13 protein-coding genes are annotated in these 12,657 nt (G+C 67.2%); 8 read left to right on the top strand and 5 right to left on the bottom strand.

All coding sequences use genetic code 11. The features are described from left to right. Positions 1 to 75 precede the first annotated feature (75 nt). Positions 76 to 990, bottom strand: coding sequence for a YgfZ/GcvT domain-containing protein (locus tag ABNQ38_RS27360; protein ID WP_377808963.1), 915 nt, complete (start codon positions 988 to 990; stop codon positions 76 to 78). Between the two features lie 275 nt (positions 991 to 1,265). On the opposite strand from ABNQ38_RS27360, the gene ABNQ38_RS27365 reads away from it, so the two are divergent. The 4 genes from ABNQ38_RS27365 (at position 1,266) to ABNQ38_RS27380 (ending at position 6,058) form a co-directional block, all read left to right on the top strand. Further along, entirely contained in the window at positions 1,266 to 2,843 is a 1,578-nt protein-coding gene (locus tag ABNQ38_RS27365) for an ABC transporter ATP-binding protein (protein WP_377808964.1), read from the top strand. Positions 2,844 to 2,870: 27 nt separating this feature from the next. After that, entirely contained in the window at positions 2,871 to 3,947 is a 1,077-nt protein-coding gene (locus ABNQ38_RS27370; protein ID WP_377808965.1) for an ABC transporter permease, read from the top strand. Beyond that, positions 3,944 to 4,873 (top strand): ABC transporter permease, encoded by a 930-nt coding sequence (locus tag ABNQ38_RS27375; protein ID WP_377808966.1) that lies wholly within the window; start codon positions 3,944 to 3,946, stop codon positions 4,871 to 4,873. The genes ABNQ38_RS27370 and ABNQ38_RS27375 overlap by 4 nt, the downstream gene beginning before the upstream one ends. 96 nt (positions 4,874 to 4,969) lie before the next feature. After that, the gene (locus ABNQ38_RS27380; protein WP_098739394.1) at positions 4,970 to 6,058 is read left to right on the top strand and encodes a BMP family ABC transporter substrate-binding protein; all 1,089 of its coding nucleotides are present in this window, start codon (positions 4,970 to 4,972) and stop codon (positions 6,056 to 6,058) included. Positions 6,059 to 6,117: 59 nt separating this feature from the next. On the opposite strand, the gene ABNQ38_RS27385 is transcribed toward ABNQ38_RS27380, so the two are convergent. Further along, on the bottom strand, positions 6,118 to 6,588 hold the full coding sequence (locus ABNQ38_RS27385; protein ID WP_377808967.1) for a hypothetical protein: 471 nt from the start codon (positions 6,586 to 6,588) through the stop codon (positions 6,118 to 6,120). A 131-nt stretch (positions 6,589 to 6,719) separates the two neighbouring features. Between ABNQ38_RS27385 and ABNQ38_RS27390 the strand changes: the two genes are divergently transcribed. Both ABNQ38_RS27390 and ABNQ38_RS27395 read left to right on the top strand, forming a co-directional pair. Next, the gene (locus tag ABNQ38_RS27390; protein ID WP_377808968.1) at positions 6,720 to 7,418 is read left to right on the top strand and encodes a phosphatidylserine decarboxylase; all 699 of its coding nucleotides are present in this window, start codon (positions 6,720 to 6,722) and stop codon (positions 7,416 to 7,418) included. Then, on the top strand, positions 7,415 to 8,341 hold the full coding sequence (locus ABNQ38_RS27395) for a CDP-alcohol phosphatidyltransferase family protein (RefSeq protein WP_377808969.1): 927 nt from the start codon (positions 7,415 to 7,417) through the stop codon (positions 8,339 to 8,341). Before ABNQ38_RS27390 ends, ABNQ38_RS27395 begins: the two co-directional genes overlap by 4 nt. Positions 8,342 to 8,362: 21 nt before the next feature. On the opposite strand, the gene ABNQ38_RS27400 is transcribed toward ABNQ38_RS27395, so the two are convergent. After that, complete coding sequence (locus tag ABNQ38_RS27400; protein ID WP_377808970.1) at positions 8,363 to 8,740, bottom strand: hypothetical protein; 378 nt, start codon at positions 8,738 to 8,740, stop codon at positions 8,363 to 8,365. A 325-nt stretch (positions 8,741 to 9,065) separates the two neighbouring features. Between ABNQ38_RS27400 and ABNQ38_RS27405 the strand changes: the two genes are divergently transcribed. Beyond that, positions 9,066 to 9,221 (top strand): DUF3309 family protein, encoded by a 156-nt coding sequence (locus ABNQ38_RS27405; protein WP_042694949.1) that lies wholly within the window; start codon positions 9,066 to 9,068, stop codon positions 9,219 to 9,221. 22 nt (positions 9,222 to 9,243) lie between these two features. On the opposite strand, the gene ABNQ38_RS27410 is transcribed toward ABNQ38_RS27405, so the two are convergent. Beyond that, positions 9,244 to 9,489: a hypothetical protein gene (locus tag ABNQ38_RS27410; RefSeq protein WP_109096524.1), complete on the bottom strand. Its 246-nt coding sequence runs from the start codon at positions 9,487 to 9,489 to the stop codon at positions 9,244 to 9,246. A 160-nt stretch (positions 9,490 to 9,649) separates the two neighbouring features. Between ABNQ38_RS27410 and ABNQ38_RS27415 the strand changes: the two genes are divergently transcribed. After that, positions 9,650 to 10,129, top strand: a complete 480-nt coding sequence (locus tag ABNQ38_RS27415) for a CYTH domain-containing protein (protein WP_377808971.1) — start codon at positions 9,650 to 9,652, stop codon at positions 10,127 to 10,129. Between the two features lie 48 nt (positions 10,130 to 10,177). Here the strand turns inward: ABNQ38_RS27415 and ABNQ38_RS27420 are convergent, their stop codons facing one another. Then, on the bottom strand, positions 10,178 to 12,583 hold the full coding sequence (locus ABNQ38_RS27420; protein WP_377808972.1) for a methyl-accepting chemotaxis protein: 2,406 nt from the start codon (positions 12,581 to 12,583) through the stop codon (positions 10,178 to 10,180). Between the last annotated feature and the right edge of the window lie 74 nt (positions 12,584 to 12,657).

The raw sequence follows: 12,657 nt of genomic DNA on the forward strand, positions 1-12,657 counted from the left end.
TGTGTCTGAAGACATCACAACAACAGGAGCGACGCCCGTTTGATCACTCCTTCCGGGAACTCTTTCGGTGTGCGGCTAACCCTTCGTGGTAGGGTCCCACCCGGGTTCGCGCGGCGTCAGAGCCGCCGGCCCTGCCTGAAAGGTCAGCCCGTTCTCGGCCGCGCGCTGCACGTCCTCCAACCGCAGCAAGGCGAGTGCGGCGCCGTCACGGCCGCTGCGCACTTCGCCGGCCTCCTTGCCATCCAGCGTCACCGGGGTGCCGGCGTCTGGCACCGGTCCGTCGATGGCGACCGGGAACAGCTTCTTCTTGATGAGGGCGCGGTACTTGGTGCGGGCGGTCAGCTCTTGCCCCATGTAGCAGCCCTTGTCCCAGGAAATGGCGTTCAGCGCGTCCATCCGGCTTTCCAGTGGGATCGATTTCTCCGGGATCAGGTCCAGTGTGCCGTCGGGGATCCCGAGCGACAGGCGGAGCCGGTCGTAGTCTGCGACCTCGCGCGGCGCCAGACCGACCGCCTCCAATGCCGCAAGCCCGTCGGCCGGCAGGAACAGGCGGGCCCCCAGGGCCGGCAGCCGCGGGTCGACGAAGGCGACGCCGCCGGCAAAAGCCCGGGCCGCACCCGGTTCGGCCGGCAGGCCCAGTGCTTCCAGCGCGCCGTCCCCGAAGGCGACGACCACGCGAAGCTGTTCCGAGCGGTCCTCCAGCGCGATTTTCGAGCGCAGCTTGTACATCTTCAGCCGGCGCAGCAGGTCGGCGCGGCGCTCCGTCTCCGGGTCCAGCAGCAGCGCGGCATCCGGTTCTGCCCCCGACTCGACCAAGTTGAAATCATGAAGGAACTTGCCCTGCGGCGTCAGGAACAGGGCATAGGCGGCACGGTCCGGCGTGACCCGCAGCACGTCGTTGGACACCAGCCCTTGCAGGAACGCCTTGCGGTCCTCGCCCGTAACCGCCACCACGCCCCGCTGGTCCAGAACTGCGTAACCCGCCGACATCCTCGCCTCCACATCATCCAATCGACTGAAGTGTTGGGCGGAACGGCCCGGCTGGCAAGGGCCTGCCGCACTGCAATGCGTCAGGCAATGAGCTGGGTGAAGGGCTGGGTTGCTCGAGTCGACTGTGGCATGATGACCAAAGCGGCAGATGCATCGCCTTTGGGCAGAGGATCGGTTGTTGACGGCCGGTGGTGCCGCCGGATTACTCTGTTGGTAGCGGTGGCACGGCTTTGGCAATGCCATACAGGTTTGACCTTATTCCGGATTGCTCCTCCTTGCCTTCGCACGCCGAGACCTACCCCCCGGACGCTCCGCCGCCCCGTTTGGAGCTGCGCGGCATCACCAAGCGATTCCCAGGCTGTCTGGCCAACGACCATGTCGATCTCGTCCTGCAACCGGGTGAGATCCATGCGCTGCTGGGTGAGAACGGGGCCGGCAAGTCCACCCTGGTCAAGATGATCTACGGGGTGTTGCACCCCGATTCCGGGACCATGCTGTGGCAGGGGGCGGAGACGATCGTTCCCGACCCGGCCGGTGCGCGCCGTCTCGGCATTGGCATGGTGTTCCAGCATTTCTCGCTCTTCGACACGCTGACGGTGACCGAGAACATCGCGCTCGGTCTCGACAATGCAGGGCCGATGGACCAGCTCGCCGGCCGCATCCGCGAGGTGTCGGAACGCTATGGTCTGGCGCTGGACCCCGGCCGCCACGTCTTCCACCTGTCGGTGGGCGAGCGCCAGCGGGTGGAGATCGTGCGCTGCCTGTTGCAGGATCCGAAGCTGCTGATCATGGACGAGCCGACCTCCGTCCTGACGCCGCAGGAGGCGGCCAAGCTGTTCGAGACGCTGCGCGTCCTGGCGGCGGAGGGCTGCACGATCCTCTACATCTCGCACAAGCTGGAGGAAATCCGCGCCCTGTGCAGCCGCGCTACCGTGCTGCGCGCCGGCAAGGTGGTGGGCGCCGCCGACCCGCGGCAGGAGACCGCGCGCAGCCTTGCCGAGATGATGATGGGGGCGGAGCTGTCCACCCCCGAGCGGCCGCCGCAGGGTGAGGCCGGAGTTGCGCGCCTGACGGTGCGCCACCTGTCCACCACCTCCGACAATCCCTTCGCCACCAACCTGAAGGACGTCAATTTCGAGGTCCGGGCGGGCGAGATCCTCGGCATCGCCGGTGTCGCCGGAAACGGGCAGGCGGAGCTGATGGCGGCCTTGAGCGGCGAGGTTCTGCTCGCCGATGCCGACGCCGTGGTGATTGAGGGCACGTCGGCCGGGCATCTCGGGCCGCGGGCCCGCCGGACGCTCGGCCTCGCCTTCGTGCCGGAGGAGCGGCTGGGCCGCGGTGCCGTGCCGGAACTGAGCCTGTCGGAGAACGCGCTGCTGTCAGGCTATGCCCGCGAGCCGCTGGTGCGCGGCGGCATGGTCCATTTCGCCCGCGCCCGCGCCTATGCCGAGACGATCATCCGCGGCTTCAACGTCGTGGCACACGGCCATCGGGCGGAGGCGCGGTCGCTGTCGGGCGGCAATCTGCAAAAATTCATCATCGGTCGCGAAATCCTGCAGAAGCCCAAGCTTCTGGTGGTCGGCCAGCCGACCTGGGGCGTCGATGCCGGCGCTGCCGCCGCGATCCACAAGGCGCTGATCGATCTGGCGCGGTCGGGTGCGGCGGTGTTGGTCATCAGCCAGGATCTGGACGAGCTGTTCGTGCTGAGCGACCGGATTTCCGTGCTGTTCCATGGCCGCCTGTCCGACAGCCGGCCGACGCACGAAACAACGGTGGAGCGCATCGGCCTGCTGATGGGCGGCCTGTTCGGCACGCCGCCGGACGAAGACGGGGAGATCACGCGTGCGGTCTGATGGTTTTTTGAGCGCCGGAGACGCCGCATGAGCTTCATCCGTCTTGAACCGCGCGGGCAAGCGTCGAAGACCATGGTCTATGTCACGCCGCTGCTGGCGGTGGCGCTGACCCTGCTCAGCGGCTTCATCCTGTTCCTGGCGATGGGCTTCGACCCGTTGAAGGCGCTCTATTCCTTCTTCGTCGCGCCCGTGACTTCGGTCCGCGGTGTCGGCGAACTGGTGGTGAAGGCGACGCCGCTCGTGCTGTGCGCCGTTGGGCTCGCCATCGGCTTCCGCGCCAATGTCTGGAACATCGGTGCCGAAGGGCAGCTGACGCTGGGCGCCATCACCGGCGGCGGGCTGGCGCTGGCCTTCTATGGCGAGGGCGGCTGGTGGCTGCTGCCGATGATGGTGATCGGCGGAGCCATCGGCGGGGCGGTCTGGGCGGCGGTGCCGGCCTTTCTGCGGCTGCGCTTCAACGCCAGCGAGATCCTGACCAGCCTGATGCTGAACTATGTGGCGTTGCTGCTGCTGAACTATCTGGTCCATGGTCCCTTCCGCGATCCCGACGGCTTCGCCTTCCCCGAATCGCGGCTGTTCGAAGCCGATGCCACGCTGCCGATCCTGTGGGCCGGGACCCGCATCCATCTCGGCGCGCTGTTGGCCCTGCTGGCGGTGGCGGGCGGCTGGCTGCTGATCGCCCGGACCTTCATCGGCTTCCAGATCAAGGTGATCGGCCTGACCCCGGCCGCGGCCGGCTATGCCGGCTTCGACCAGAAGCGGATCGTCTGGCTGACGCTGCTGCTGTCGGGTGCGCTGGCCGGCATCGCCGGCATGGGCGAGGTCGCCGGTCCCATCGGCCAGATCACCGCCAGCATTTCGCCCGGCTATGGCTATACCGCCATCATCGTCGCCTTCCTCGGCCGGCTGCACCCGGTCGGCATCCTGCTGGCGGCCTTGCTGATGGCGCTGTCCTTCATCGGCGGCGAGGCGGCGCAGATCGCCATGGGCCTGCCCAAGGCCATCACCGGAGTGTTCCAGGGCATGCTTCTGTTCTTCCTGCTGGCAAGCGACGTGCTGATCCGCTACCGGGTCCGCTTCGGTGTGCGGAGGGCTGCGGCATGAGCGACCTTGCCCTGATCGGCCCGATCCTGGCCGCCATGTTCGCGGCGGCGACGCCGCTGCTGTTTGCCGCCTTGGGCGAGCTGGTTGTCGAGAAGTCGGGCGTCCTCAACCTCGGCGTCGAGGGCATGATGCTGGTCGGCGCCGTCTGCGGCTTCGCCGTCACGGTGCAGACCGGCAGCGCCGTCACCGGTTTCCTCGTTGCGGCCTTCGCCGGCGCCGCGACCGCCTCCCTGTTCGCCGTGCTGACCCTGTTCCTGCTGGCCAACCAGGTGGCGACCGGCCTTGCGCTGACCCTGTTCGGCGTCGGCCTGTCGGCGCTGATCGGCCAGGGCTTCGTCGGCATCCCGCTGGAGGGCCTGCCGAAGCTCCACATCCCCGGCCTGACCGACCTGCCGGTGGTGGGGCAGGCGCTGTTCGGCCAGGACATCATGGTCTATCTGGCGGTCGCCGCCGTGCCGCTGGTCCATCTGTTCCTCTACCGCAGCCGTGCCGGCCTCGTCCTGCGCGCGGTGGGAGAGAACCACACGGCCGCCCATGCGCTGGGTTACAAGGTCCTGCGCATCCGTTTCTTCGCCGTACTGTTCGGCGGCGCCATGGCCGGTTTGGGCGGTGCCTTCCTGTCGATGGACTACACGCCGATGTGGGCGGAGAACATGACCTCGGGCCGGGGCTGGATCGCGCTGGCGCTGGTGGTCTTCGCCACCTGGAAGCCGGTGCGCGCCATGCTGGGCGCCTGGCTGTTCGGCGGTGTCACCATCCTGCAACTGCATATTCAGGGGCTGGGCATCGACGTGCCGTCGCAGCTCTTGTCGATGCTGCCGTATCTGGCTACCGTTCTGGTCCTAGTGCTGATTTCGCGGGACGTCGCCCGCATCCGCCTGAACGCGCCGGCCTGTCTGGGGAAACTGTTTCATCCCGATGCTTGACGCGTCGTTTTGAAAACGAAACAAAGCCCATATCTCACGACATCAAGAACTCTCACGACATCAAGAATAAGGAGCGTCGACGTGAACAGAAGGACGATGGGCAAGACGGTGCTGGGTCTGGCCGGTGCCGCGATCGCGCTGAGTGTGGGGCTGGGCGCGGGTATGGGCTCCGCCTTCGCGCAGGAGAAGCTGAAGGTCGGCTTCGTCTATGTCGGCCCGGTCAGCGACCATGGCTACAGCTATCAGCACGACCAGGGCCGTCTGGCCGTCGAGAAGGCGCTGGGCGACAAGGTAACCACCACCTTCGTCGAGAATGTGCCGGAAGGCGCCGACGCCGAGCGCGTGATCGAGCAGCTCGCGGCCAGCGGCCACAAGCTGATCTTCACCACCTCCTTCGGCTTCATGAACCCGACGCTGAAGGTGGCCAAGCGCCATCCCGACGTGAAGTTCGAGCACGCCACCGGCTACAAGCGCGCCGAGAACGTCGCGACCTACTCCGGCCGCTTCTATGAGGGCCGCACGGTGGTGGGGGCCATCGCCGGCAAGATGACCAAGTCGAACATCATCGGCTACATCGGCTCCTACCCGATTCCCGAGGTGGTCGGCGGCATCAACGCCTTCACCATCGCGCTGCGCGAGCAGAACCCGAAGGCCGAGGTCCGCGTGGTCTGGGTCAACAGCTGGTACGATCCCGGCAAGGAAGCCGAGGCGGCCAAGGCGCTGATCGACCAGGGTGCCGACATCATCGTCCAGCACACCGACAGCCCGGCCCCGATCCAGACCGCGCAGGAGCGCGGGCTGTGGTCGGTCGGCCAGTCGTCCGACATGACCCGCTTCGGTCCGAAGTCGCACCTGACCGCGATCGTCGAGGACTGGAACGGCTACTATGTCGACCGGGTGAAGGCGGTTCTCGACGGCAGTTGGAAGCCGATCGACACTTGGGGCGGCATCAGCACCGGCATGGTCGAGCTGGCCCCCTACAACCCGGCGATTCCGGCCGACGTCGTGAAGATGGCCGACCAGATCAAGGCCGACATCGTGTCCGGCAAGCGCCACTCCTTCCAGGGCCCGGTCAAGGACCAGTCCGGCAAGGTCGTGATCCCGGAAGGCAAGACCGCCACCGACGAGCAGATCCTGAAGATGGACTGGTACGTCGAAGGCGTGCAGGGCAAGGTTCCGAAGTAAGCACCGCATGGTGCTGCGGACCGGGGGCGGAAACCTCCGGTCTGCAGCGCTGCTCCGTCTTACAGATACTCGCCCAGCAGACGCAGGAACGGACGCGCCTCCTGCAGGACCAGGATGGTCTGGTGGAACAGGTCCTCGGGCGAGGCGTGGTGTTCCAGCCGGATTTCCGAGAACAGGATAATCTTCTGTCCGCCCTGCACGATGAAGCGGACATGCGGCAGCCCTTCGATCCCGCGCAGGACCGCCAGCAGGGCGCGCCGGCGCTCAGGCGCCTGGGCGGTGTAGGGCACGTGGCCGACATCGGCCCAGATCTGGCAGATCGAGCCGCCGCCCTCCTCCGGCCCTTCATGCCGCACGGCGACATTGAAGGGCAGGCCATCGGCCATGAAGGTCAGCTTGCAGGGGCGGGGCGGTCTGGCGATGCCGAGAACGCCCTCGGGCGTCATCTCGATAGAGCCGGGATTGATGGGCAGGGCGCCGTCCGGCACTTCGGCCAGCGATTGAATGGTCTTCAGATCGGGAACGGACAAGGCGGCACGCTCGGCTTCAGGGGCTATGGAGACGACAGCATGGGCTCCGGCCGCTAAAATTCTGTAAAGGCTTGCAACGCACAGCTAGAATGGCTGTTCGCTGTGGTCTGAAAATACGAAGAAAGCAGGCGATGTCCGCCATCGATACCGTCGTCGTCCCCATCCACCGTGCCGGCTGGCCCTTCATCGCCGGTTTCGCGGTGGTCTCCCTGATCCTGGGTCTCGCCGTCTGGGCGCCGCTCGGCTGGATCGGCCTGGTGCTCACCCTGTGGTGCGTCTACTTCTTCCGCGATCCCGACCGGGTGACGCCGACGCGGCCCGGACTGCTGGTCAGCCCGGCCGATGGGCGCGTCACCATGATCGTCCAGGCGGTTCCGCCGAAGGAGCTCGGCATGGGGGACAAGGCGCTGACCCGGATCAGCGTGTTCCTCAACGTCTTCAACGTCCACGTCAACCGCGTGCCGGCCGACGGCACCATCGTGGCCGCCGAATACCACAAGGGCACCTTTGTCAACGCCGCGCTGGACAAGGCGAGCGACGAGAACGAGCGGATGGCCTTCCGCCACCGCCTGCCCGACGGGCGCGAGATCGCCTATGTCCAGATCGCCGGCCTGGTGGCGCGCCGCATCCTGTGGTGGGTCAAGGCCGGGCAGCAGGTGAAGGCGGGCGAGCGCTTCGGCCTGATCCGATTCGGCAGCCGCACCGACATCTATCTGCCCGACGGCGTCGCCCCGCTGGTCTGCGTCGGCCAGACCGCCATCGGCGGCGAGACGATCCTGGCCGACCTGGACGGGACCGAAGCGCAGCGGCAGGGGGATGTGCGGCGATGAAACGACCGCCCGTCTTCCGCCAGCAGATCTTCCGCCCGCACCGGGCGCGCCGTCCCGGCCGGCCGCACCCGCGGCTGAAAGGGCTGTCGATCAACCACCTGTTGCCGAACGTGCTGACGGTGCTGGCGCTCTGCTCCGGCCTGACCGCGATCCGATTCGCCATGCAGGAACGGTGGGAGCCGGCGGTCATCGCCATCGTCATTGCCGCCATCCTGGATGCGCTGGACGGCCGGATCGCCCGCCTGCTGAACGGGCAGAGCAAGTTCGGGGCGGAACTGGACAGCCTGTCCGACGCCATCAGCTTCGGCGTCGCCCCCGCCTTCATGATGTATCTGTGGGGGCTGAACGGCGCCGGCAGCCTGGGCTGGATCGCCGCCATGGCCTATGCCGTATGCTGCGCCCTGCGGCTGGCGCGCTTCAACTCGCGGCTCGGCGTGGTCGACCTGCCGCCCTGGGCTTACAACTACTTCACCGGCGTGCCGGCACCGGCCGGGGCTGGCCTCGTCCTGCTGCCGATGATCCTGGGGTTCGAGATCGGTCCGGAGTTCCCCGGCCATCCGGCCGTCATCGTGCCGTGGACCCTGCTGATCGGCGGGCTGATGGTCAGCATCCTGCCGACCTTCTCCTTCAAGGGTGCGCGGGTCCCGGCCCACTGGGTGGTGCCGGCCCTGGCCGGCGTCGGGCTGCTGGCGGCGATGATGGTCAGCCAGCCCTGGTGGACGCTCTCCATCGTCGGCATCGCCTATATGGTCAGCCTGCCATTCTCCATCGCCCAGTTCCGCAAGCTGCAACGGGCGGCGGAACTGATGCGCACGGAGATCGGCGAACCGCTGCCGGAGACGCAGGAGGCCGATGTGCAGGAAGCCGGATCGCAGGCTGCGGACGCAGCGGCTCGCGAGGACGAGGCGCGGAAGCCGGTCTGACCGGCTTCCTCATCTCTTTTCCTATTCTGCCGCGACCAATTCCGTAAACCGTTCGGCTGCCGCGGCTTCGGCAGCCAGCTCGGTCACGGTGACGCGCGCCACCATCGGGATCTGTCCCAGGCAACGGCCGACATGGTCGGTTTCCGCCTGGGGCAGATCGCCGATTTCCATGGCAATGTCGAGCCTGTCGCCGGTCAGCCGGCTGTGCAGTGCCAGCGGGACCAATCCGCGCTTGGCGACATATTCCAGAACGCGGGGCAGGGTGCCGGGATCGGCATCGGCGACCAGGGAGAAGACGACCCGGCGGCCGGGTGCGGTGATGCGCGCATCCGAAGCGGACACGGGGGCGGCATTCGAGGAATTGGCGTTCAGGGAATTGGTGTTCACGGTGCTGAACATGGCGTGATCGGGCTTTCAGACGGTTCTGCGGACTGGACGAGCGAAATTCCCGGCTCTCAAAGGAGAACCGGGCCGCTAATTCGCAGAATGCCGTCGATGCGATGCACGTTCATGGACTGGAGCGTAAGCGGCCACGCGCCGTCCGTCAACAGGGGCGAACTCGCCGAAAGGTCGGCGGTGTCGCGTTCGGGGAGCGCCGGTGGGGCGACATCCCTCCTTGGTGGTGGCGAACCGTCACGTTCGAGCCGGACAGGAACAAAGTCCAGAGGATCCCGTTGAGGTTCCGCTTGTCCGTCACAAATGCTCCATCATAAGGGAGAAGGCCATGCTCGGCACGATTCTGCTCATCATCCTCATTCTGATGCTTCTCGGCGCCGTTCCGGCTTGGCCGCACAGCCGCGGCTGGGGCTATGGTCCCAGCGGCATCCTCGGCGTGCTGCTGATCGTCCTGATCGTTCTGCTGCTGATGGGCCGGATCTGATCCGCAACCTGTCGGCCTGATGCTATCTGCCCGATGGGCGGCGGGGCCGGCGGAGCGCGAACATCAGCCATCCGACCGGCCCCAGCATCAGCACCATCACCAGCCATCCGGCGCGCGGTCCGAACGGGCAGCGCGATCCGGCCGGCGGCCGCCACCCGCCACCCCGGCGCGACAAGGCCACATGCAGCAGTGGCAGCCCGTATAAAGCAAACAGGATCAGCCAGGGGATCGCGGCCCAGGGAATCATGGCGGAAAGATCGGCATTCATCCTCCGACGATAGCATCGATCTCCAGGCTGTTGCGACCGATCGTCACGGCATAATGCGGATGCATGCAGCCTCGGTTGCGCTGCACACAGGGCAACGAGGTTGAAGCCGGTGGGAACTTTCGGCTAGGGTCGTCGACAGGATCGTCCGAAGGGCCTAGCCATGGCACTGGAAATCGAGCGGCGCTTTCTCGTCCGCAAGGATGTCCGGCATCTCTGCCGGAATGGCATCCGAATGGTCCAGGGATACCTGCCGTCCGACGGCGTCAGCACGGTCCGCGTCCGCATCGCGGAAGACCGGGCGACCCTCACCATCAAATCGCTGAAGCGCGGAGCTTGCCGGGACGAGGTGGAGCATCCGCTGGATCTGGATTTCGCGCGCCAGCTTCTTCTCCACGGCTGCAAAGGCCGGGTGATCGAAAAGACCCGCTACCGCCATTGCCAGGACGGCCTGTGCTGGGAGATCGACGTCTTCGATGGCGAGAATTCCGGCCTCGTCATTGCGGAGGTCGAGTTGGAGACCCCCGACCAGACGGTGCCGCTGCCGGATTGGATCGGCGCGGAGGTCACCACGTTGCGTGCCTACGGCAACTCCGCCCTTTCCCGTGCGCCGATCCGGCGCTGGTCCGCCGCCGCTGCTTGAAGGGTCGCATGTTGGCGCGACCCGGAAGGGGAAGGCCAGCAGAGGCGGTCAGGCCGTCCGCACCTTGTTCAGGAAGCCCTGAACCTCGCCACGCAGGCGGTCGGCCTGGGTCGCGAGAGTGCGGCTTGCATCCAGAACCGCATCGGCGGCGCCGCCGGTCTTGGTGGCAGCGGTGGTCACCTCGGCGATGTTGCGCATCACCTGCTGGGTGCCTTCGGCCGCCTGCTGGACATTCTGGGCGATCTCGCGCGTGGCGCTGCCCTGCTGTTCCATTTCGAGCGCGATGTCGGTAACCGTGCCGCTGATCGCGGTCACCGCGTCGGAGATGGTGCGGATGGCCTCCACCGCGCTGGTGGTCGCGGTCTGCATCTCCGCCACCTGGGCGGAAATCTCCTCGGTCGCCTTGGCGGTCTGGCCGGCGAGGTTCTTAACCTCGGTCGCCACCACGGCGAAGCCCTTGCCGGCCTCGCCGGCGCGGGCCGCCTCGATGGTGGCGTTGAGCGCCAAGAGGTTGGTCTGTTCGGCGATTTCGCCGATCAGGCCGACGACCTGACCGATGCGCTCGGCAGCCATCGATAGACCCTCGACGATGCTGTTGGTTTGCACCGCCTTGTGGGCGGCCCCCGACGCGGTGGCGGAACTGGCGTTCAACTGGCGCGAGATTTCGGCGATGGAGGCCGACAGCTGTTCCGCCGCCGCGGCGACGGTCTGCACATTCGCGGTCGCCTGCTGCGAGGCGGTGGCGACGGCGGTGGATTTCGCCGTGGTCAGCGCCGCGTCCGACGACATCTCCTGCGCATCGCGGCCCAGCGAGCCGGCCGATTCGGTCAGCGAGGTCACCACGCCCGACACCGCATGTTCGAAGCCGTTGGCGAACTCGTTCATCGTGCGGCGGCGGTCGGCGTCGATCTGGATGCGCATCTCCTCCCGCTCGCGCTCCATCCGCCGCATCTCCAGGGCGTTGTCCTTGAAGATGGTCATGGCGGCGGCCATGTTGCGCAGCTCGTCCTTGCGGTCGCCACCGGGAATGTCGACGCTCAGGTCGCCCTCGGCGAGCCGGCCCATGGCGCCGGTCATGGCGTGCAGCGGGTGGGTGATGGCGCGGTCGATGATCCAGGCCATCAGTGCGCCCAGCAGCAGCGCCACCGCCGCACCGATGGCGATCACCATGCCGGCGCTGGCGCGGCCGGCCTCGCGATCCTCGCGCTGCAAAGTCACCAATCGACCAACCTGACCGCTGACCGCGGCCGATGCCTTGGCCATCGCCACCGACGCGTCGTTCTGCTTGGCGAGGGCGGAGGACAGCGCGGTAAATTCCGAGTCGAAAGCGCGGGCGGCCTCGGTGATGGCGGCGATCAGCGCCCGCCCTTCCCGATCGACCAGGACGGCGCCGGCCTGTCCGGCAATCGCCAGGATCTCCTTCACCGCGGCGGCAGCCGCGACTTTGGCGTCCGCCGAGCCGGTCAGCAGGAAATCGCGCTGGGCCAGCATCGCCGATTGGGCGTCCTGCACCAGCCGCATTGCCAGACCGCGCAGCATGACGGCTTCGTTCACCTCGCTCTGAGCGTATTTCGAGGCTTCGGTCAGCGCTTCGGTCACCATGGCCTGGTTCTTCTGGAGCTCCATGGCGCGCTCCTGCACGCCGCGGGCCGCCTCGTCCAGCCCGGCGGCCACGCCGACCTCGGTCAGCGCGGCGATGCCCTTGCCGTGCAGGGCGCGCACGGTGTCGTGGTAGGCGCGGGCGTCGCCGGCGATCCGGGCGGCGGATTCCTCGTCATTGGTGCCGACGAGGTCCTTGGCGACGGTGTCGGTGATCTGCACCAGCTCGTCCAGCGCCGCGACGATCCGGTCGGCCAGGGCCTGATCGGCGTTGCGGCGCAGATCGCTCTGCTGGCGCCGGACCTCCAGCACCCGTTCGATGACGCGGTTCGCGCGCTCCGCCGTGTCCATGCTGTGGCGCAGCTCGGTGTCGGCGTCGCGCTTGCTGGCCATATTCAGGTCATAGCGCTCCGATTGCTGCTTGCCGATCTTCTCGGCGATCTCGCGCAGGGCACGGGCGCGCATTTCCATGCTGGCGGTGCGGGCGTGTGCCTCACCGTCCTGGGCGACGAAATTGTTGAAGGCGGCGCGGTATCCGTCAATGCCGGACAGCACCTCGTCCAGCAACCGGCGTCCTTCGCCGTCCGTCAGGGCGGCGCGGGTCTGCTGCGCTTCGGCTTGCAGGGCGTCCAGCATGCCTGGAACATTTGTCGCGGCCTTGGCGTCGCGTTCGGTGACGAATCGCGCCTCCTCCAGCCGCACCGACTTCAACCTCGTGTCGAGGTCGGCGGTATGGGCTTCCAGGCCGACCTGTTCGGCGTAGGTGCTCAGGCTGTTCCAGCCGACAAACGCCACGCCAACCGTCAGGAGCAGCACGGCGGCAAAGCCAAGCGCGATCCGCGTTCCGATCGTCATGGATTATGGACTCCCCGATGGCATCGCAAGTGGCGATGCTTCTCCCCGATCATTGGGACGATTGAACCACAGGT

The organism is Azospirillum sp. A29 (assembly GCF_042604625.1).
GTDB classification, from domain to species: domain Bacteria; phylum Pseudomonadota; class Alphaproteobacteria; order Azospirillales; family Azospirillaceae; genus Azospirillum; species Azospirillum palustre.

Excerpts from the sequence above, each read along its gene's own strand:
- ABNQ38_RS27360 (WP_377808963.1), bottom strand. The coding sequence starts at position 990 with ATGTCGGCGGGTTACGCAGTTCTGGACCAGCGGGGCGTGGTGGCGGTT.
- ABNQ38_RS27370 (WP_377808965.1), top strand. The coding sequence starts at position 2,871 with ATGAGCTTCATCCGTCTTGAACCGCGCGGGCAAGCGTCGAAGACCATG.
- ABNQ38_RS27375 (WP_377808966.1), top strand. The coding sequence starts at position 3,944 with ATGAGCGACCTTGCCCTGATCGGCCCGATCCTGGCCGCCATGTTCGCG.
- ABNQ38_RS27380 (WP_098739394.1), top strand. The coding sequence starts at position 4,970 with ATGGGCAAGACGGTGCTGGGTCTGGCCGGTGCCGCGATCGCGCTGAGT.
- ABNQ38_RS27390 (WP_377808968.1), top strand. The coding sequence starts at position 6,720 with ATGTCCGCCATCGATACCGTCGTCGTCCCCATCCACCGTGCCGGCTGG.
- ABNQ38_RS27395 (WP_377808969.1), top strand. The coding sequence starts at position 7,415 with ATGAAACGACCGCCCGTCTTCCGCCAGCAGATCTTCCGCCCGCACCGG.
- ABNQ38_RS27400 (WP_377808970.1), bottom strand. The coding sequence starts at position 8,740 with ATGTTCAGCACCGTGAACACCAATTCCCTGAACGCCAATTCCTCGAAT.
- ABNQ38_RS27405 (WP_042694949.1), top strand. The coding sequence starts at position 9,066 with ATGCTCGGCACGATTCTGCTCATCATCCTCATTCTGATGCTTCTCGGC.
- ABNQ38_RS27410 (WP_109096524.1), bottom strand. The coding sequence starts at position 9,489 with ATGAATGCCGATCTTTCCGCCATGATTCCCTGGGCCGCGATCCCCTGG.
- ABNQ38_RS27415 (WP_377808971.1), top strand. The coding sequence starts at position 9,650 with ATGGCACTGGAAATCGAGCGGCGCTTTCTCGTCCGCAAGGATGTCCGG.
- ABNQ38_RS27420 (WP_377808972.1), bottom strand. The coding sequence starts at position 12,583 with ATGACGATCGGAACGCGGATCGCGCTTGGCTTTGCCGCCGTGCTGCTC.